This is a genomic window from Herbaspirillum chlorophenolicum, from assembly GCF_001189955.1.
In the GTDB taxonomy this organism is placed as follows: Bacteria; Pseudomonadota; Gammaproteobacteria; order Burkholderiales; family Burkholderiaceae_D; genus Herbaspirillum; species Herbaspirillum chlorophenolicum.
On sequence record NZ_LFLT01000011.1, the window covers coordinates 1 to 18,607 of the forward strand.

Genomic DNA, 18,607 nt, shown 5'->3' on the forward strand with positions numbered 1-18,607 from the left:
CCGCTACATCATCAGTAGCGATGACGATGGCCTACAACGCTTGGTGGAGCGGCTTAAACTCTCGAAAACGAAACGGGCTCCGAAGCATATCGTCGGCCGGTTCCCAACTGAAGACGGCGCCCTTGCATTCGTGCAACGGGTCCTGCCCCACCGATCGCCACCTGTGAAAATCCATCAGGACGACCCTGCGTGAGCCTTCGCTTCGTCGTCAGCGACTGGCTGCGACGAATATCAAGGGTAGGCTACAGGAGGCAGAGAAGAGCGATTACCCCGTGAGATAGAGAGTGGCGCCGATAGCGTGAACTAGGCTCCACTTCGGGAGATTGGGTGGTGCCTCTTAAATTCCGAAGGTGGTGCCGCTTAGGCATATTGCCTGGCTCTTCTGCGGAGAATATTCATTCTCTTCTCACTGATCATGACGCGGCGTCTGGACGATGATGAGCGCCAAAACCGGCAGATTGCCGGTTTTGGAAATCAGGGCATGACTATTCTCGGTGAGGTATTCTTTAGGTTTTTTCTGGATTTGGAAAAAACCTCGTAATCCTGATACCCCACGAAAAATCGATAACCGGAATTCCGGGTATCCAATCAAAGCAAGAACTCGCACCTACTGGCCCACTACGAAAATTTCGTAGTTATTAACGGGTCGGTTTTCAAATCTGCCCCTGCCAAACCCTCACTTCCTCAAGTTGAGAGAGCGAGATTACGTCGTACTCAGCGAGACGCCAACTCCGATTCATCGGCGGCCACTCGGATTAGCTAAGCCAAGGCGATGACCAATCACGGCAAGGGGGTAGCGAAACGCGACGCCCTTCAGACAGAGCATCGAGAATGCCAATGTCCCAGCCTTCCTTTTTAACTACAGGAATTCCTGTAGTTTCCAGTTCCAGAACCAATTCGGAAATTTGCGGTTTTATAGCCGTATTTTTGAGATCCTAAAACGTTAGGAGCATCAGCTCCAAGCACCTTTGCACCCGCTCCCTGAAAATTGGGACAGATCGACGTTGCGGACCGCCTCAAATTTAAGGAGATTGACTCTTCATGGAGCTCAATCAGCGTGGCACAGCCATCTCACAGCGCAAACACCTCTTATCGCGCCTTGATCCCTCCTAACTCGCTGCGGTATTTCTCATGAGTCGTTCGCCTAAAAACTTAGGTGTGTGAAGCTCTCTAATACAACTCGGCTCATTGGCATGACCGTTCATAAAACTATGAACCGCGCAGACTGGCCACCTCACGAATCCCCCTTTCTTGTCCATCCTCAGTTTGAGGAGGCACGACCGATACCGGATTTCCGGTATCGCGCTATCCTGCCCCTCCTAAGCATTCTTGGAGCCAGATGCGGGAATGCCGGCAAGTTCTGAACCAATGCAGATTCTGCCCCCCCCCACACACACAGAATTTTTCAATAAAAAAGCCACCCGAAGGTGGCTTTGCGAAAGTACTCTATTCAGATCAAGCCAGCTCAGCCAGATCCTCTAAAAGTTTGGGGTTCTTTTCAACTAACTTGATCAAAACGGCCGCTTGCGTGTTCGGCTTAGCAGTACCTTGCTCCCAATTCTGATAAGTGCGCAGGTTCACGCGCAGACGCCCAGCCATCACCGCCTGGGACAGCTTCCGAGACTCCCGAACCTGCTTAATCTCACCAGACGAAATCTCCACCGGCTGAGTCTTCAGCTCGGCCTTAACCGTCCGCAAGGTTGTTTTACCCTGACGCTCATCAGCCAGGTCCTGGAACCCAGCCACCAATTCATTGAACAGATTCCGCTTCTTCATGGTTTGCTCCTCTTTGCTAACTCAGCGGCCAACAACTTCTTCAAGGTCTTGCGCTCATCCGCACTCAAATCATCTGCCTCGTCTTTGTCGTAGACAGCAAACATCCAAAACTGACTTGCACTATCCAAGAAGTAGTAAATAACCCTCAGACCACCGCGCTTTCCCTTCCCGCGCTGGGGGTCAGCCACCCTCACCTTGCGTAGGCCACCGGTTCCCTGAATAACCTTACCGGCCTCGGGATTTTTCATCAGCTCTTGCTGAAAATCCCCGTATTCGTCATCGGTGAAATAATCTCCACGGGTTGCCTCAAACAACTTTGTTTCTTTGAAAGTCGCTTTCATAGACAAACTATACCCAAATAACGTACACTTTTCAATAAAAAAGCGTTAAAACTGCTTTACATGGCAAGCACACAACATAAACGGTGTATCCCCACGCCCCTCCCCGCAAGCAATTGCGGCGAGTCAACCTTCAAAAGTTGGAGAGAGGCGGCAAATCGCCGCCCTCCTCTCAATCCTCATTGGCCGCGGCAGAAACGGCCTGAACATAAGTTGCCCATACATCCATGAGTTTCCTGCGCTTCTCAAAAAGATCGCTCCGAAAATAAGCGGCCTCGGTTGCATCCTTTGTAACGTGCGCAAGAGCGGCCTCACAAACCTCCCGCGGAAACGCAGTCTGTTCTGCACTCCAGTCTCGGAAAGTCGAGCGAAAGCCGTGTACCGTAAAATCGTAATCTAAGCGCCGTAAGAGCATAGTGAATGTCATGTCACTATAGACCTTACCTTTGTCGCTTGGAAAAACAAGGTCAGCCGGACCGCCGCGCTCCTGCGCCTCCAGGATCTCGATCGCGCGTGCCGAAAGGGGAACCCGATGCTCTCTGCCTGCCTTCATTCTTTCCCCAGGAATGGTCCAGCGCTTCATGTCCAAATCAACCTCAGACCAGATGGCGCCCCTGACTTCTCCTGAGCGAGCGGCGGTTAGAATGATGAACTCCAGGGCGTCCTTGACTCGCAGACTGGCGGTCGATGACCGAAAATTCTGTATTACCTCGGCGATCCTCGAATACGGACACGACGCAAAATGAGCCACCCTTTTCACATCCTTGGTTTTCGGTAGCGAGCGCGCCACTTGGTCCCATAAATGCGGATCATGATTCCTTCGGTAGTCTCTCGCTGCAGCCCAATCTAAGACGGCCCGTATTCTTTGGCGGACCCGTGCCGCAGTCTCGGCTTTGGTGGTCCATATCGGCTCCAGGGCCTTCAGGACATCAGCCTTCGATACATCGGAGATGTCCTTCTTTCCAAATACCGGGAACACGTGCATCGTCAGCGTATTGATCCATTGGCTCGCGTGCTTAGCATTTTTCCACCCGTCAGCATGTAGGCGCTGATAATCGATAGCGCATTCTTCAAATGTCCGGCGAAGCCCAGCGGCATCTATATTGTTCTGCCGCTCGGCCTGGCGATGTTCAATGGGATCGATTCCGTCCGCAAGCAACTGGCGGAAATTTCGGCATCGCTCGCGCGCCTCGGCAAGCAAAAATGTAGTCAGTGATCCCAATCCCATTTCACGCGACTTGCCGTTAAGCCGATATCGCAGAATCCAGGACTTAGACCCAGATGCCGAAACCTGCAAATAGAGCCCATCACCGTCAGCATAGTAGCCGGGCTCCTTCTTCGCATTTACGGCTAATACAGAAAGTCTCCGTATAACTGAGCGTCCCAATCTCTACCCCCAAATTTACCCACAAATTAATGTTGGATAGGAGCATATATCGGCGAAGAAGTGCGCACAATAGATAGCGTATTTTTTATTTTAATTCAATAACTTACTAATCAATTTCGAATAGATACGAACATCTACGAACAAGCGATTCGAAATACACAGCCTCCGCCACGATCACAGTAAAATCAACGATTTACAAAACAATATTCGTTGAATCTCACATAGAATCCCACATAAAAATAGAGCCGTTTTACTAAAAAACGGCTCTATTGTTCGACACCTTGTTCCTACCTTTTAGATCCGGGCAATACGGTCGCCGCGTCACCATTGATGCAACGGCCGATTGGTCCACGGCTGCATCTCGATCAACTGGATAGTAAAAGACGCTCCCCCCGGTCGGCCGACCAACCATTCGGCACACTGTCGCTGCACGCCCACCGGAGGCACTCCCAGTGTCGCGCTTCGCATTTTCTCTCGACGGACCGCATCCGCCCGGAAACACCCTGATCCACGGAGGCACACATATACCATCAAGGTTCATGCCTCCCTCACTGCTCAGTGCTGGCGTTGGCGTGCTCACTCTGAGCACTTCACCACGCGCCTGCGGCAAGCAGCCTAGTTTCTCGATCACCCTTGGCCCAACCCGAGGGGGTCACTCCAAGAGGGAACAGCCGGGAAGGACATACCTGCCGATTTCCTCGATAACGTCTTCCGCATGGCGCTGCCCGAGCGTCAGATTAAGGATGGCATGGCTCACGTCCATCGACTTCAGGCTCGCCAAATAACTGCGCAATCCATTGCGGCCGGTACGCAATCCCAGTTCCAGGGGCTCCGCCACTGCATCCGGATCGCTCTTCAGCTCCAACTGGAGCGACTGGATAAACGGTTTTCCCAAACTCTCCCCTTTTTGCTCAAGCGACTGGCGCCATAGCCCGATCCGCCCTTGCTGCCGTTCTTGCTCCCGATGATAGGTTGCCCAGGCATCGGCATTACCTGCAATCCACTGCAAGGATTGGCGCGCCGATCCCACGACGACCATTGGAATGTCGCCGGCGGGCGGGCCCATGATGTCGAACCCGCCGGTAGCCGATCTGAGCGCTGCGCGCCGTTCAGGCGATGAATTCAATGCCGAACGCAGCAGCGCCCAGCGCTCCCGGTACACCTCGGCTCTCGTTTCCGGATCCTGCCGGAAGGCAGAAAATTCGGCCGGCCGGTCGCCCGAACCAAGCCCCAAAATAAAACGTCCCTTGCTCAGCCGATCCATGCTCAGCGCCGTCTTCGCCAGATGAAGCGGGTGGCGCAGCGTCAGCACCGCGGCTGCGGTACCCAATGCGATCCTCTTGGTCGCGCCGGCCATGCCCGCCAGCCAGATGAACGGGTCGTCGAGATTGCTGGCGGTGTTGTCGTCCCCCTGCGGAATCATCAGCGGAACATCGCGTACCCACAGAGCACCAAAACCCAATTCATCGGCCATTGCCGCCAAGCGGAATTGATCGTCCATGACGGCAAGATCGCGCTTGTCATCGCCCAATGGCGTCATCAAACCCAGCGTCAACTCACCCGCTTTGAACACCTCGGCGTAAGCAGAATTAAAATGCGGCATTAGCTCGCTCCAGTTGGCATTGATCGGTTCCTGCGTCTGGCCAAGCCATCAGTCCAGGGAACACATCCCGTCCTCACAGGCATTGAACGACTCTGCAGCGCGCTGTAGAGCTCTCTCGAAATGCTCGATGGTTTGCGCGCCACTCACCACCTCCGCCCCGGTATCGATCATGGGAACGCTGCGCACGCCGCTGGCCCGCATCGCCTGTTGCGCGGCACGCACCTCGCGCGCACCGTCATCACTGCCAAGGAAAGTGGCAGCCGCTTCGCGATCCAGCCCGTTTTCAGCAGCGATGTCTACCAGCACGTTGGCTTCGCCAATGTCGCGCCCCTGTTCGAAGTAAGCGGCAAACACCGCACCGGCCACAGCTGTGGCGACGCCTTCGCGTTCAGCCAGTTGCATCAGGCGATGTGCGAGGAAAGTATTGGGCGTCTTCACGATAGCCGCATAGTCGAATGCGATCCCTTCGCCTTGCGCGGCTTGCACGGTATGCTCATCCATGGCCTGGCTGCGCTCCCAGCTGCCAAATTTCATTGTCCGGTAAGTCCTGCGATCCATTCCTTGGGCGGGCATGTCCTGATTGAGCTCAAAGGGGCGCCAGTGTGCGCGGACAGCAACGCCTTCGGGCAGCATGGCCAGCGCCTTGGCCAGCCGGCGCTCCGCGACGAAGCACCAGGGGCAGATGAAATCGGACGTGATGCTAATGTTCAGCTCCATAACAATCTCCAGGTTGATTGAATTACGGCCTTCATCTTGCGCCATTCGATTCGAGATGATAATCCATTAGAATCCGACATGTTCTTTGCGTCTGACGCAAAGCTTGAGGGGAGAATGTCTTGGACAAATTTGCTGCGTTGAACGCCCTGCTGGCGGTTGTCGAACATGGCGGCTTCGCGCCGGCGGCGCGCCGCCTGGGGTTGGCGCCATCGTCACTGACGCGGCAGTTGGACGCGCTGGAAAACAGCCTGGGCACGCCCCTGCTGAACCGCTCCACCCGTACCGTCACGCTGACTGAGGCGGGGCAACAATATTACGAGGATGCGCGCAGGATCCTGGAAGAGCTCGGCAACGCCGACCGCTCCGTGAGCGAGCTGGCCGGCCCGCCCAGCGGCCTGCTGCGGGTCTCGCTGCCGGTCGCTTTCGGCAGGCTGCACGTGGCGCCCGCCTTGCCGGCCTTGTTCCGCCAATACCCGGGCATGCGCCTGGACATCCGGCTCAGCGACGCCATCGCCAATCTGGTCGAAGACCGCATCGACGTCGCCATCCGCCTGGGTTCGCCGGCCTCCGAGAACCTGGTCGCGCGCAAGCTCGCGCCGCATCGGCGCGTGATATGCGCCAGCCAGGATTATCTCGGCGAACATGGCGCCCCCGCCCAGCCCGGCGATCTGTCCAGGCACAACTGCCTGCTGTTCGACTATGCCACGGCCACCAGTACCTGGTCCCTGACACGCGCCGGCAAGACGGAAAAAGTAGCGGTCTCGGGCAACTTGCGCGCCAACGGTTCCGAGCTGCTGCGCGAAGCCGCCATCGGCGGCGCCGGCCTGTTGCTCATGCCGACCTGGCTGGTCGGTGAAGATATCTCCGCGGGACGCCTGCTACCGGTTCTCGAAGAATGGTCGCCGGCCATCGGCGCCGACGAAGGCGCGGTCTGGGCGGTGTATCAGCAGAACCGGCGCGGCTCCAGGAAGCTGGCGGCCTTCCTGGATTTCCTGGCGCAGCATTTCGGCTCGCCGCCCTATTGGGAGCGCTACGCGCAGCCACAGGCGTAACACCGCTCGGAGGGAGCCGGCTTGCGCCAGCCAGTCTTTGCGTAAAACGCAAAGAAGATCGCGAAAAAGATGGAATTATCACCAAAATAAAATGGGCGCATAGTGCTGGCATTTCCTCAAGGAGAGCCTTCCATGTCCAGCCATTCCTACTCTGTTCCCGATCCGTCGCCCCGGCCGCGCGCCCTGGTCATCGGCGGCTCGCTCGGCGGCCTGTTCGCCGGCAACCTGCTGCGCAGCATCGGTTGGGACGTCGACATCTTCGAGCGTTCGGCCCACGACCTCGACAGCCGCGGCGGCGGCATCGTGCTGCAACCGGATGTGGTCGAAGCGCTCCGCCGCACGGGCATCGACTTGAGCGCGATCAGCCTCGGGGTGCCTTCGGAGCATCGCGTCGTATTCCGGCCGGACGGCAGCATTCGTTCCAGGCAATATGCGCCCCAGACGCAAACCTCGTGGTCGCTGATCTACACGACACTGCGCTCTGCCTTCGGCGATGCGCACTACCACCAAGCCAAAGTGCTGACCCGAATCGAACAGGATAGCGCCGCCAACAAAGTCACCGCCCACTTTGCCGACGGCACTGATGAAATAGGCGATCTGCTCATCGGGGCGGACGGCGGAAATTCGACGGTGCGCCAGCAGCTCTGGCCCCAGCAGGTACCCTCCTATGCCGGCTATCTGGCCTGGCGCGGACTGGTTCCCGAAGACGAAATGCCCGCAGCCGCGCGGGAATCCCTGCATGGAGACTTTGGTTTTGCCAACAACACCGGCTCGCACATCCTGGGCTACCTGGTGCCCGGGGGAAACAATGACGTGCGTCCGGGTCACCGGTTCTACAACTGGGTCTGGTACCGTGTGGCCGATCCGGATCAACTGGCCCGAATCATGACCGACCGGGACGGCCGGCAGCGCGGCTATTCGATTCCAGAAGGAATGCTCGCCGAACACTGGGTCAAGCATGTCCACGAAGAAGCCCGTGCATTGCTGCCGCCAGGATTTAGCGCCATCGTCGAAGCGACACGGCAACCCTTCGCGCAAGCAATCCGCGATCTTGCATCGGACCAGATGGTGGCAGGCCGTGTCGTCATTCTCGGAGATGCAAGCGCAATACCGCGTCCACACACGGCAGCCAGCACATCGAAGGCAGCTTCCAATGCGCTGGACCTGGCAGATGCGCTATCGGCTACGCCGGATAATATCGATGCCGCGCTGAAGAACTGGGAGCCACGGCAAATTGCACTCGGCAAGGCATTGCGCCGACAAGGGACACAGACCGGCAACTACCTGCTGTTCCAACGTCCGCCCGCTAGCTGATCCGCAGCGCCGGAGTCACCACGCTTCGGCCGCTTTGGGCATAATCCGCATGGTCGGGCACCATCGTGCAATTACATCGGAACACCTATCATGAACACTGTACCGGCAAAAAATCAGCCAACCGGCGACCAGGGCGCCACAGTCGTCGTCACGCATCGCGTGCGTACGCACAAGCATGCGGAGTACGAACGCTGGCTGGAAGAGATCGCCCCGCTATGCAAGGCCTCGCCAGGCTACCTTGATTGGCATATCGTCCGGCCGATTCCAGGGCTTTCGGAAGCCTACACCGTTGTGGTCCGCTTCGACACAACCGAGCACCTCAAGCTGTGGCTGGACTCCCAGGACCGAGCCCGGCTGATCAGGCAGGCCCAGCCCATGTTCGTCACCGGGGACGATTTCTTCGTCAGCAGCGGCTTGGACTTCTGGTTCGCACCTACGGGAGCGAAAGCCAAGCTGCCGGTTCGATGGAAACAATACCTGCTTACCTGGTCCGCCATCTACCCGCTTGCGCTCCTGGTACCGTCCATCGTTGCGCCATGCCTTGCCGCACTAGGCGCTCCTCCGATCACGCCGCTGACTACGCTTGCCGTGACAGGAGTGATGGTCTTTTTGATGGTCTATGTGATCATGCCTCGCTATACGCGCCTCGTACAGCGCTGGCTTTTTGGTTAGAAATACGGCGGTCTGGCGCACGCAGCAGTGCAGCAATACGCTACCCATGATCTTGCTATGTCACCATCCCGGTGACGGCATAAATCGCCAGACAAGAACGTAAGAAAGGAACATCGAATGAACGATTCGAATCGTAAGAACCTCCACCAACTGGCTTCGGATCTGCGCAAATTGCACAAGCTGCTGATCGACTACCAGTCACGCGCCTTTCGACCATCTGCAGCTAGTGACCACCCATCCCGACTTCGCCTGGCTGCGCATCCTGTCGGAATTCATGGTCGAGATCGACGAACGGCTGGATGAAAAAACGGCCCCGACCGATGAAGAGTTGTTCGTCTTCAAATCCACGCTGGAAAAACTGATCGGCCCGTCACCGGCCAGCCATACCGAATTCCGCGAGAAATACCTGGGCGCCCTCCACGACTCTCCGGCTCTGACCATCCAGCACGGCGCGGTACGCATGGCGCTGGGCAAGCTGGGGCGGCGTCCGGACTAGTTAAACCACTACATAGATAAGCGTGCACCGGAATTAACCGTATCCAATCGTCAATACTGAGAGGCCGATCAGCCAAAGGAGGATGATAGCTGTGCGCATACACTTCAAATTCCTCAATCCAATCTGTTGAGTTGCATTCAAAGCTGCCCCTCTTTCCTAGGAACTTTGCATCCTAAGTTGCCCCATGTCTAGACCACAATCCTACTCAAGATAGCGAGCGGGAGATTTGGACCACTGTGGAAGCTGGGTCAAATGGAGAGGGGAAATTCTGCGAGAAAATCGACACTTGTTTCTCAATGAGAATTTCTACATCTGACAGCGTTTGTTTAAGGGGCCAATACCTTCACAACGCATGCTTAGGCTCCCGTATGCCCTTGTCGCCGCAGAACGACATGCGTGGCCTTCTCCGACGCCACGAATTCCACGCATTCGTATCCCATAGTCCGCAAGTCAATCCCTTCGAACAGCGGCTCTCCCCGGCCAAGCAGGACCGGCGAGATAGCAATGTGCAGTTCATCAATGAGGCCCTCGCGGAGATACTGCCGGATTGTGTCTGCTCCGCCGCCGATCCGCACGTCCATTCCGGCCGCAGCCTCGCGTGCACGATCGAGCGCTTCACGAATGCCTCCGGTTACGAAGTGGAATGTGGTTCCGCCCTCCATCTCGATGGAGGGCCGAGCATAGTGGGTCAAGATGAAGACTGGAACGTGATACGGTGGATTGTCTCCCCACCAGCCTTTCCAGTTTGTGTCCGGCCAGTCCCCACGATTGGGGGAAAACATATTTCTTCCCAGAATCCAGGCCCCGACATTCTGGAAGCTGCGGGCAGCGAAATCATCGTCAACCCCAGCCGTACCGCCGTCCTTGCCGAACAAGGCACGCTGGAACGTGCGTGTTGGGACTAGCCACTGGTGCAGCTCCGTCCCGCCAACGCCGAGCGGATTGTTGATGTCTTGATTCGGCCCTGCTCCGTAGCCATCGAGCGAGACGGTGAAGCCATTAACGCGAACTCGTGTCATCGTTTAACTCCTTTTATATGCCTGTTAGCTTTTCCATTTTCGTAGCCAAGTAAGGAATGCCCAACAAAACACGAAATGCAAACACCAAGATTCCAAGCAGGAAATCATTCCAGATTTGCAAATAGCCTATCCGGCCACATCCTTATCTCTAGTATTCGAATTAACCCGAACACCAATTTAGGCAAGAATACTCTCGATGGAAAGGTATTTGATGACAAAGCAAAGATGATCGTTTACCTCGGGTTCAAACAAGAGGCCGCAGTCTGGTTTGAGACAACAACGATAGGTATGTAGAAGCATGCCATTCAGTTACTACAGGTGGATGCATCAGCCTCAACAGGAACGCCAGGAGTTATGTCGCAGAGCAAGGCTATACGCCGGATCAGCAGCGTATCCAAGAGCTTGAAGCGCGCATCAATAACTTCGATATTGCTATTTACTTCACCGGGTATATTGGTCAATATCGTATGCACATATCATCGTCCGTTTCGGCAATGTCACTATCACCTGAACTCACTACCCTTCTGGAAAAATCTCGCTGGCCGGCCACGTTGACGGCAGAGCAGATGGCCCGCCTGCGGCACGACATCTACGAGAAATCGTTTCCCAGCGGAGCCATCATTTATCCGCGCGGCACGCCGGCAGACCATTGGTTCGGCCTGATCGAGGGCATGATCAAAGTCGATACCGTGGCCCAGGATGGACGATCGACGACCTTCGCCGGTGTTCCCAGCGGTTCATGGTTTGGTGAAGGCGCCGTCTTGAAGAACGAGCCGCGGCCTTATTCGATTGTGGCCATTCGCGATAGCAAGCTGGCCTTCGTTCCCAAACAGACTTTTGAATGGCTGCTGCAGCAAAGCACATCATTCAGCCGCTTCGTCATCGACCAATTGAACTGGCGTTGCGGCTACTACGTCGCGCTGGTAGAAAATCGTCGCTTGAGAGAGGCCTCTGCGAGGGTCGCCTTCTGTTTGTCCGAACTGTTCAATCCGCAGCTCTATCCGTCGACAGAGCAAACGCTCCCGCTCTCCCAGGAAGAGATTGGCCGGCTGTCAGGACTCTCCCGGCAAAATACCAACAAGGCCTTACGTGAATTGGCCGACATGAAGCTACTATCGGTCGAGTACGGCTCGGTAGTCATTCTCGATTTGCCCAGGCTAAGAAAGTTTGCTCATCACGATGAATGAGCAGGCTTGCCCCCATTAAAGAAAAGGCGCCGGTCAGGCGCCTTTTCTTCATCCGGCTTTTGCAAGTTCGGTAATGGCAGCCTGGCTTCCGGCAAGCTCCCGCAAGCGGAATTTCTGAATCTTTCCGGTACCCGTCTTCGGGAGCGAACAGAAGACGACCTTCTTCGGGCACTTGAAGTGGGCCAAACGTTCGCGGCAGAACGAGATGATTTCCGCCCCCGTAGGCTCAGCAACACCTGCCTTCAGCTCGATGAAGGCGCATGGCGTCTCCCCCCATTTCGCATCGGGCTGCGAAACCACCGCTGCGATTAGCACGGCAGGATGGCCGTGCAGGACATCTTCGACCTCGACAGAAGAAATGTTTTCCCCGCCCGAGATGATGACGTCCTTGGAACGGTCGGTAATTTGCACATACCCATCGGGGTGCACAACCGCCACATCGCCCGTGTGGAACCAGCCGCCGGAGAAGGCGTTTCTCGTCGCTTCCTCATTCTTCAGGTAGCCCTTCATCACGACATTCCCTTTGAGCAGAAGCTCCCCCTGGGTCTTGCCATCGAACGGCACCGGTTCCAAGGTTTCCGGGTCGGCCACCATCAGGCCCTCAAGAGCGGCCGAGCGATTACCTTGCCGCGCCATCAGGCGCGCCTGCTCATCCTTGTCGAGCTTCGCCCATTCAGGATTGATGTAGCTGCTGACCGGCGTGCCGGATGCCTCCGTAATGCCGTACACATGTTCGACTTCAAAACCCAAGGCCAGGACTGCTTTCAGCACCGCAGCCGGCGGCGGCGAACCGGCGGTACGGATCCGGACGCTTCGCGGCAGCGGACGCCTTTCCGGATCGGGTGCGTTTGCAATCGAGGAAAGCACAATCGGCGCCGCACAGAAGTGGTCGACGCCGTGGTCCGCAATGGAATCGAAAATGGCCTTCGCCGTGACCTTGCGCATGCAGACATGGGTTCCGGCCGCGGCTGTGATAGCCCAGGTGAAGCACCAGCCGTTGGCGTGGAACATCGGCAGGGTCCAGAGATAGGTCGGATTGCGCGGCATGCCCCAGTCCGTCAACTGCGACATGCTCATGACGTAGGTACCGCGATGGCTCGGCACCACTCCTTTCGGGTCAGAAGTGGTGCCGGACGTGTAGTTCAATGCGATGGCATCCCATTCGTTGGCAGGCCACACGCCTTCGAAGCCGGCATCTCCCTCGTTGAGCAAGCTTTCATAGTCCAGCTCGCCAATTGCCCGCCCCGGCGGCGCCTCGGTGTCATTGATATCGACGATGAGAGGCTTCGATGGCAAGTCCGCAATCGCACGAGACACCAGGTCGGAGAATTCGCGGTCGACCAGGAGAATCTTGCATTCGCCATGCTTCAGGATGAAGCGAACACCGTCGGCATCCAAGCGGCAGTTGATGCTGTTCAGCACGGCGCCGCTAAGCGGGATGCCGAAATGGGACTCCAGCATGGCTGGCGTATTGGGCGCCAGGATTGACACCGTATCCCCGCGCCGAACGCCGCGCTTCACAAGCGCGCTGGCCAGCTTTCGGCAACGCGCGCGGGTCTCGCGCCAGGTCTGGCGCAACCCTCCATGGATAACCGCAATACGGTCACCATATTGGTCTGCGCTGCGATCCAGAAAGTGCAGTGGGGTCAGCGGAACATGGTTGGCGGCGGTTTGGGACAGCCCCTTCCCATAGATGGATTCTTGCATTTCACGTCTCCTGAATTTATTGGAATTCTTTGGTGGCATATGGCTGCCGTTACCAGCAAATGTAGTTGCGGAGTGTGAGTTCAGACTGTCTTGAACAAGACATTACCCATCATTTGTGACACCTCCCATTTCAAATGTCTTACTCAAGACAATGTCTTGAACAGGACAGCACATATCCCTCATCGCTACTAATCTCCGGCACTAAACCGATACCCATCGGCGACATAAAAACAAGGAGACGAAGATGAACCGTGAGGGACTTCCCCCGGTAATGAATGAGGACATGCTGCGCGAGGCGGTTGAATGGGCCATTGCAACAAGACGCAGTGTGCGCGCCTTTCTTCCAACCGAAGTACCCAGGGAAAAGATCGAGGAGATTCTCGATGTCGCCCGGTTTGCAGCCACCGGGGTGAATCTGCAGCCATGGCGGGTGCATGTAGTCACAGGCAGCGCAAAAGACCGGCTGTGCTCCGCCATCCGCGAAGTCGATGACAACCCAGCATTGGCAGCGCAGCACCAGGACGAATGGGAATACTACCCAACCGAATGGAGGTCCCCGTACATCGATAGGCGCCGCGATGTCGGCTGGAATCTCTATGGCCTGCTTGGCATCGAAAAAGGCGACAAGGCGCGAATGCATGCGCAGCACGGGCGGAACTATTCGTTTTTCGGCGCCCCGGTGGGCCTGCTCTTCACCATCGACAGGGTGATGCAGCAAGGAAGCCTACTGGATTACGGCATGTTCATGCAAAACATCATGGTGGCCGCGCGGGCGCACGGCTTGAGCACCTGCCCCCAAGCCGCATTCATGAAGTACCACAAGATTATTGCCGCCGAGCTCGGCTTCGCCCCCGATGAAAAGTTCGTGGTCGGAATGAGCCTCGGCCATGCGGATCCCGAAAAAATCGAAAACACGCTGGTCACCAAACGTGACGGAGTTGCTTCATTCGCGAAGTTCTATAGCAAGTAGTACCCACAATAAAACAAGGAGGACGACATGCAACAAATCGACGTGATCAAGTTGGCCAACGGGGCCAAATTTAATAAGTTCCACCGCTTGATACTTTTCTGGGGCGTGTTGATTCTCGTCCTTGATGGCTACGACCTTGCCGTGGTCGGCGCCGCCCTTCCATCCATCATGAAGGAAATGGGCGTGGATGCATCAAAGGCGGGATTCATGGCGAGCTCCGCACTGTTCGGCATGATGTTCGGTGCCATGTTCTTCGGCACCCTGGCCGACAAGATCGGCCGTCCGCTCATGCTGGCTGTCGGTGTGGGCACTTTCAGCGCCTTCACTGCGGCCGCCGGCCTCGCCCACGACCCGATTACCTTCAGCGTGCTTCGCTTCCTGGCGGGCCTGGGCATTGGAGGCGTGCTGCCGGTAGTGACTGCGCAGATGGGAGAGTTTTCTCCGGTGAAAGTCCGGGCGCGTCTCGTCACCCTTGTGTTCGCGGGCTATTCCGTAGGCGGGGTTCTGGTCGCACTGACCGGAAAACAGCTGATTGAGGCATATGGCTGGCAATCCGTTTTCTTTGTGGCTGGCCTGCCTGTTCTCCTGATCCCCTTCATCCTGAAGACCATGCCTGAATCCATGGCGACGTTGCACCGTAAGGGCCTCCAGGGCGAGCTGGCAAAGATCGCCAGGAAAATCGACCCCAGCCTTCGCTTGAGCGGCAACGAAGAGTTCGTGCTGCCGATGGCAGAGCGCGTCGCCAACGCCCCGGTCAGGATGCTGTTCGCCAACGGCCGCGGCTTCAGCACCCTGATGATTTGGGTGGCCTATTTCACTGGCCTGTTCATGGTCTACTCCCTGAGTTCCTGGCTCACCAAGCTCATGGCCATGGCCGGCTACAGCCTGGGTTCGGCATTGAACTTCGTCCTGGTCTTCAACTTCGGCGCCATGGTCGGCGCCGTCGGAGGCGGCTGGCTGGGCGACAAGTTCAACATCAAGCATGTGCTCGTTGCCTTCTACATCGTCGGCGCCGTGTCCCTGACATTGATGGGCTTCACCAAGGAAACCTGGCTGCTGTTCGTGGTGGTCTTCATCGTTGGCGCATCGACCCTGGGAACCCAGCTCCTTGCCTATGCCTACGCCGGCGAGTTCTATCCGGTAGCCATCCGCTCCACCGGCGTCGGCTTCGCATCCGGTGTCGGCCGCCTGGGCGCCATCATCGCGCCGGTCTTGATTGGCGCCCTGGTTGCCTTGCAACTGCCTCTCGAACAGAACTTCTTTGGCATCGCCGTCGCCGGCCTGGTTGGCGCCGTGGCAGTGATGCTCATCAACCATAACCTGTCCGGAGACCGGTCGGTCGCAACGCCGCCCCCACAGGCACAAAACGTTTCATATAAGACTTAAGGAGTTGCAATGGGTATCAAGGCTGGTGTGTATGTCGTGACCGGTGGCGCATCCGGATTGGGGTCTGCTGCGGCCCGGGCAATTGTCGCCGCAGGCGGCAAGGTCGTGCTGGCAGACGTGAATCCGGTGGCGGGCGCCAAAGCAGAAGCGGCACTGGGCGGCCATGCGAAGTTCGTCCAAACAGATGTCACGAACGAAAGCAGCGCGCTGGAAGCCTTCTCCGTGGCCAAGTCCATGGGGAACGTCGCAGGCCTTATCAACTGCGCAGGCATTGCACCAGCCGAGAAGGTATTGGGCAAGGAAGGTGTTCACCGACTGGATAGCTTTATCCGCGCGGTGAACATCAACCTCATCGGCACGTTCAATATGGTTCGACTGGCGGTTGAGGCCATCAGCGGCGGCGAGCCCGATGAGAGCGGTGAACGCGGCGTCATCATCAATACCGCTTCGATTGCCGCCTTTGATGGCCAGGTTGGACAAGCGGCCTATGCTGCGTCCAAAGGCGGCGTTGTCGCGATGACCTTGCCGCTGGCGCGCGAGCTGGCGCGGTACGGCATCCGGATAATGACCATTGCCCCCGGCATCATCGAAACACCGATGATGCTGGAGATGCCGCCCGAGGTTCTTTCATCTCTGGGGAAGATGGTTCCGTTCCCGCCGCGCCTGGGCAAACCATCCGAATTTGCCTCACTGGTAAACCACATTCTGGAAAACCGCTATCTGAATGGGGAAGTCATTCGCATGGACGGTGCGCTGCGCATGGCAGCCAAGTAAAATTATCTGCCGCCTCGTTATCCATTCCCATAAAAGTTCCACTCAACAGGAGATACAAATGTCGTACGACCCAGTCGTCATTGTTTCCGCAGCCAGGACGCCGATGGGCGGCCTTCAAGGAGCATTCGCTGACCTGACCGCCCCGCAGCTCGGCGGCTATGCCATCGAAGCGGCAGTCGCCCGTGCCGGCATCCAGCCTGAATCAGTCGAGCAAGTCTTGATGGGATGCGTGCTGCAGGCCGGATTGGGCCAGGCGCCGGCGCGCCAGGCCGCCCTGCGCTCCGGACTGCCCGAGAGTGCCACCTGCTCGACCATCCACAAGGTCTGCGGATCGGGAATGCTGGCAGTGATGTTCGGCCACGACAGCATCCTGGCGGGCTCATCTTCCGTGGTTGTCGCCGGCGGCATGGAGTCGATGACGAATGCCCCGTATCTCCTGCCGAAAGCCCGTCGCGGCTACCGGCTTGGCCATGACAAGCTGCTGGACCACATGTTCCTCGATGGGTTGGAAGATGCGTACTCGGATGAGAACCGCGGCCGCCTCATGGGCACCTTTGCCGAAGAATGCGCTGCGGACTATCGGTTCTCCCGCGAAGACCAGGACGCGTATGCCATCCGCTCCACCTTGCGCGCCAAGAACGCCAGCCTGGACGGCAGTTTCGACTGGGAAATGGCGCCGGTCACCATCCAGGGCAAAAAGGGCACGACGGTCGTCGATAAAGACGAAGGGCCATTTTCCGTGAATCTGGAGCGCGTCCCTACCCTCAAGCCGGCGTTCAAGGCTGGCGGGACGGTCACGGCAGCCAATTCGTCCTCCATCTCCGATGGCGCCGCAGCCCTGGTGCTGACCCGGGAATCGACCGCGCAAAAACTGGGATTGACGCCGATTGCGCGTATCCTGGGCCACGTCGCTTATGCCGGCGCTCCCGAGAAATTCCCCTCGGCGCCCGTCGGCGCCATCAGGAAGTTGTTCCAGAAAACAGGGCTGGCGGTGGACGACATCGACCTGTTCGAAATCAACGAAGCCTTTGCCGTCGTGCCCATGGCCGCCGCCTGCGACTTGGGGCTCGATCTGGAAAAGGTCAACATCCACGGCGGCGCCTGTGCCTTGGGGCATCCCATCGGCGCTTCCGGCGCACGCATCCTGGTCACCCTCCTGGGGGCGCTCAGGAAAACGGGCGGGAAGAAAGGCGTCGCCAGCCTTTGTATTGGAGGTGGCGAAGCGACTGCGCTGGCACTGGAAATGCTGTGAGCCACTTCATGGAATACACATGCATGCCGATTGAGACCTGCGGAAAGGCCGGCGTCATTAATGGCGCCGCCTTCGTCAAACCGAACTGCAGGGTCTGGATGTGTCTATAAAACCGCGGGCGATTCAGCCCACTGGCTGCCCCCTCCGCCAGAAGCAGGCATCTTCAAATCGGCAGAACGTACGGCAATCCATCACTTGCCGCCGGTAACATCGAGGAAAGTACCAGTGATGAAGGAGGCCTCCGCGCTCGCCAGCCACAGGACGGCGCGGGCAACCTCTTCCGGCTGGCCGCCCCGGCCCATAGGAATTGAATCCTTGACGCGATCTACCCTGCCCGGCTCGCCGCCGCTCGCGTGCATCTCGGTGTAGATGTGCCCGGGGCGGATGCAATTCACGCGTATCCCTTCGCGCGCCACTTCCTTGGCGAATCCGGTGGTGAAGGTCTCCAGTGCGCCCTTGGAAGCCGCATAGTCGACGTATTCGTTCGGACTGCCGAGCCGGGCGGACGCCGACGAGATGTTGATCACCACGCCCCCACGCCCGTTGTGGCGATAGGCCATGCGCCTGACCGCTTGCTGCGCACACAGGATGGGGCCGATCGCGTTGACCGCGAAGACACGCTGCATCCGCGCAAAGCCCAGGTCTTCCAGCCGCGACTGCCGCTCGAGAATGGCGGCGTTGTTGACCAGCACGTCGATACGGCCGAATTCGCCGTCGATTGCATCGAACAGCCGTGCTACCTGCACCGGGTCGGCGCTGTCGGCCTGCATGGCCAGGGCGCGCCGCCCGAGCTTGCGCACATCGGCTGCGACCGCCTGGGCCGCAGACGCGCTGGAGACGTAGCTCAGCGCCACGTCGTAGCCCTGGATGGCAGCCAGCCGCGCGGTTGCCGCGCCCATGCCGCGACTGCCACCGGTGATGAGGATGACCGGCGCTTGTGTATCGGTATGCATTGCA

Annotated in this window: 18 protein-coding genes; 10 read left to right on the forward strand and 8 right to left on the reverse strand. The window is 57.8% G+C overall.

Features of this window, described 5'->3' with window-relative positions; all coding sequences use genetic code 11:
* Positions 1-193 (forward strand): hypothetical protein (locus AKL28_RS25025; protein WP_231602378.1); only part of this gene is annotated, 193 nt, incomplete at its 5' end.
* 1,262 nt (positions 194-1,455) lie between these two features.
* Here the strand turns inward: AKL28_RS25025 and AKL28_RS09155 are convergent.
* From AKL28_RS09155 to AKL28_RS09175, 5 genes are all read right to left on the reverse strand, one after another.
* A complete protein-coding gene (locus tag AKL28_RS09155; RefSeq protein ID WP_050467824.1) occupies positions 1,456-1,776 on the reverse strand; it encodes a helix-turn-helix domain-containing protein in 321 nt (106 codons plus the stop codon).
* On the reverse strand, positions 1,773-2,117 hold the full coding sequence (locus AKL28_RS09160) for a type II toxin-antitoxin system RelE/ParE family toxin (RefSeq protein ID WP_050467825.1): 345 nt from the start codon (positions 2,115-2,117) through the stop codon (positions 1,773-1,775). The genes AKL28_RS09155 and AKL28_RS09160 overlap by 4 nt, the downstream gene beginning before the upstream one ends.
* 169 nt (positions 2,118-2,286) lie before the next feature.
* Positions 2,287-3,501, reverse strand: coding sequence for a tyrosine-type recombinase/integrase (locus tag AKL28_RS09165; RefSeq protein ID WP_082221428.1), 1,215 nt, complete (start codon positions 3,499-3,501; stop codon positions 2,287-2,289).
* Positions 3,502-4,153: 652 nt separating this feature from the next.
* Positions 4,154-5,104: a TIGR03571 family LLM class oxidoreductase gene (locus AKL28_RS09170; RefSeq protein WP_050467826.1), complete on the reverse strand. Its 951-nt coding sequence runs from the start codon at positions 5,102-5,104 to the stop codon at positions 4,154-4,156.
* 48 nt (positions 5,105-5,152) lie between these two features.
* A complete protein-coding gene (locus tag AKL28_RS09175; RefSeq protein ID WP_231602379.1) occupies positions 5,153-5,866 on the reverse strand; it encodes a DsbA family oxidoreductase in 714 nt (237 codons plus the stop codon).
* Between the two features lie 74 nt (positions 5,867-5,940).
* Here AKL28_RS09175 and AKL28_RS09180 point away from each other — a divergent pair, with 74 nt between their 5' ends.
* The 4 genes from AKL28_RS09180 to AKL28_RS09195 all read left to right on the forward strand — a co-directional run bounded on the left by AKL28_RS09180 (position 5,941) and on the right by AKL28_RS09195 (position 9,355).
* Positions 5,941-6,873 (forward strand): LysR family transcriptional regulator, encoded by a 933-nt coding sequence (locus tag AKL28_RS09180; RefSeq protein ID WP_050467828.1) that lies wholly within the window; start codon positions 5,941-5,943, stop codon positions 6,871-6,873.
* A 132-nt stretch (positions 6,874-7,005) separates the two neighbouring features.
* Positions 7,006-8,187, forward strand: a complete 1,182-nt coding sequence (locus AKL28_RS09185; RefSeq protein WP_050467829.1) for an FAD binding domain-containing protein — start codon at positions 7,006-7,008, stop codon at positions 8,185-8,187.
* A gap of 90 nt (positions 8,188-8,277) precedes the next feature.
* Complete coding sequence (locus AKL28_RS09190) at positions 8,278-8,859, forward strand: antibiotic biosynthesis monooxygenase (protein ID WP_050467830.1); 582 nt, start codon at positions 8,278-8,280, stop codon at positions 8,857-8,859.
* Between the two features lie 226 nt (positions 8,860-9,085).
* Positions 9,086-9,355, forward strand: a complete 270-nt coding sequence (locus AKL28_RS09195; protein WP_050467831.1) for a hypothetical protein — start codon at positions 9,086-9,088, stop codon at positions 9,353-9,355.
* 356 nt (positions 9,356-9,711) lie between these two features.
* Here AKL28_RS09195 and AKL28_RS09200 read toward each other — a convergent pair whose 3' ends face one another.
* The gene (locus AKL28_RS09200) at positions 9,712-10,374 is read right to left on the reverse strand and encodes a dihydrofolate reductase family protein (RefSeq protein WP_050467832.1); all 663 of its coding nucleotides are present in this window, start codon (positions 10,372-10,374) and stop codon (positions 9,712-9,714) included.
* Positions 10,375-10,868: 494 nt separating this feature from the next.
* Here AKL28_RS09200 and AKL28_RS09205 point away from each other — a divergent pair, with 494 nt between their 5' ends.
* Entirely contained in the window at positions 10,869-11,561 is a 693-nt protein-coding gene (locus tag AKL28_RS09205; RefSeq protein ID WP_050467833.1) for a Crp/Fnr family transcriptional regulator, read from the forward strand.
* 48 nt (positions 11,562-11,609) lie between these two features.
* Here the strand turns inward: AKL28_RS09205 and AKL28_RS09210 are convergent, their stop codons facing one another.
* Positions 11,610-13,268 carry an acyl-CoA synthetase gene (locus AKL28_RS09210; protein WP_050467834.1) on the reverse strand — a complete coding sequence of 553 codons (1,659 nt, stop codon included), beginning with the start codon at positions 13,266-13,268 and terminating at the stop codon, positions 11,610-11,612.
* A 244-nt stretch (positions 13,269-13,512) separates the two neighbouring features.
* Between AKL28_RS09210 and AKL28_RS09215 the strand changes: the two genes are divergently transcribed.
* From AKL28_RS09215 to AKL28_RS09230, 4 genes are read left to right on the forward strand one after another with little or no spacing between them, the layout of a single operon-like run.
* Positions 13,513-14,238 carry a nitroreductase gene (locus AKL28_RS09215; protein WP_050467835.1) on the forward strand — a complete coding sequence of 242 codons (726 nt, stop codon included), beginning with the start codon at positions 13,513-13,515 and terminating at the stop codon, positions 14,236-14,238.
* Positions 14,239-14,265: 27 nt separating this feature from the next.
* Positions 14,266-15,624, forward strand: coding sequence for an MFS transporter (locus tag AKL28_RS09220; protein ID WP_050467836.1), 1,359 nt, complete (start codon positions 14,266-14,268; stop codon positions 15,622-15,624).
* 9 nt (positions 15,625-15,633) lie between these two features.
* Entirely contained in the window at positions 15,634-16,398 is a 765-nt protein-coding gene (locus tag AKL28_RS09225; protein WP_050467837.1) for an SDR family NAD(P)-dependent oxidoreductase, read from the forward strand.
* Between the two features lie 58 nt (positions 16,399-16,456).
* Positions 16,457-17,650 carry an acetyl-CoA C-acyltransferase gene (locus AKL28_RS09230; RefSeq protein WP_050467838.1) on the forward strand — a complete coding sequence of 398 codons (1,194 nt, stop codon included), beginning with the start codon at positions 16,457-16,459 and terminating at the stop codon, positions 17,648-17,650.
* A gap of 191 nt (positions 17,651-17,841) precedes the next feature.
* On the opposite strand, the gene AKL28_RS09235 is transcribed toward AKL28_RS09230, so the two are convergent.
* Positions 17,842-18,603: an SDR family oxidoreductase gene (locus tag AKL28_RS09235; protein ID WP_050467839.1), complete on the reverse strand. Its 762-nt coding sequence runs from the start codon at positions 18,601-18,603 to the stop codon at positions 17,842-17,844.
* Positions 18,604-18,607 lie beyond the last annotated feature (4 nt).

What these genes read in the sequence shown, in the direction of transcription:
- AKL28_RS09235 (WP_050467839.1), bottom strand. Translation starts at nt 18,603, where the DNA reads ATGCATACCGATACACAAGCGCCGGTCATCCTCATCACCGGTGGCAGT.
- AKL28_RS09205 (WP_050467833.1), top strand. Translation starts at nt 10,869, where the DNA reads ATGTCACTATCACCTGAACTCACTACCCTTCTGGAAAAATCTCGCTGG.
- AKL28_RS09215 (WP_050467835.1), top strand. Translation starts at nt 13,513, where the DNA reads ATGAACCGTGAGGGACTTCCCCCGGTAATGAATGAGGACATGCTGCGC.
- AKL28_RS09230 (WP_050467838.1), top strand. Translation starts at nt 16,457, where the DNA reads ATGTCGTACGACCCAGTCGTCATTGTTTCCGCAGCCAGGACGCCGATG.
- AKL28_RS09190 (WP_050467830.1), top strand. Translation starts at nt 8,278, where the DNA reads ATGAACACTGTACCGGCAAAAAATCAGCCAACCGGCGACCAGGGCGCC.
- AKL28_RS09220 (WP_050467836.1), top strand. Translation starts at nt 14,266, where the DNA reads ATGCAACAAATCGACGTGATCAAGTTGGCCAACGGGGCCAAATTTAAT.
- AKL28_RS09185 (WP_050467829.1), top strand. Translation starts at nt 7,006, where the DNA reads ATGTCCAGCCATTCCTACTCTGTTCCCGATCCGTCGCCCCGGCCGCGC.
- AKL28_RS09225 (WP_050467837.1), top strand. Translation starts at nt 15,634, where the DNA reads ATGGGTATCAAGGCTGGTGTGTATGTCGTGACCGGTGGCGCATCCGGA.
- AKL28_RS09200 (WP_050467832.1), bottom strand. Translation starts at nt 10,374, where the DNA reads ATGACACGAGTTCGCGTTAATGGCTTCACCGTCTCGCTCGATGGCTAC.
- AKL28_RS09175 (WP_231602379.1), bottom strand. Translation starts at nt 5,866, where the DNA reads ATGGCGCAAGATGAAGGCCGTAATTCAATCAACCTGGAGATTGTTATG.
- AKL28_RS09155 (WP_050467824.1), bottom strand. Translation starts at nt 1,776, where the DNA reads ATGAAGAAGCGGAATCTGTTCAATGAATTGGTGGCTGGGTTCCAGGAC.
- AKL28_RS09170 (WP_050467826.1), bottom strand. Translation starts at nt 5,104, where the DNA reads ATGCCGCATTTTAATTCTGCTTACGCCGAGGTGTTCAAAGCGGGTGAG.
- AKL28_RS09160 (WP_050467825.1), bottom strand. Translation starts at nt 2,117, where the DNA reads ATGAAAGCGACTTTCAAAGAAACAAAGTTGTTTGAGGCAACCCGTGGA.
- AKL28_RS09210 (WP_050467834.1), bottom strand. Translation starts at nt 13,268, where the DNA reads ATGCAAGAATCCATCTATGGGAAGGGGCTGTCCCAAACCGCCGCCAAC.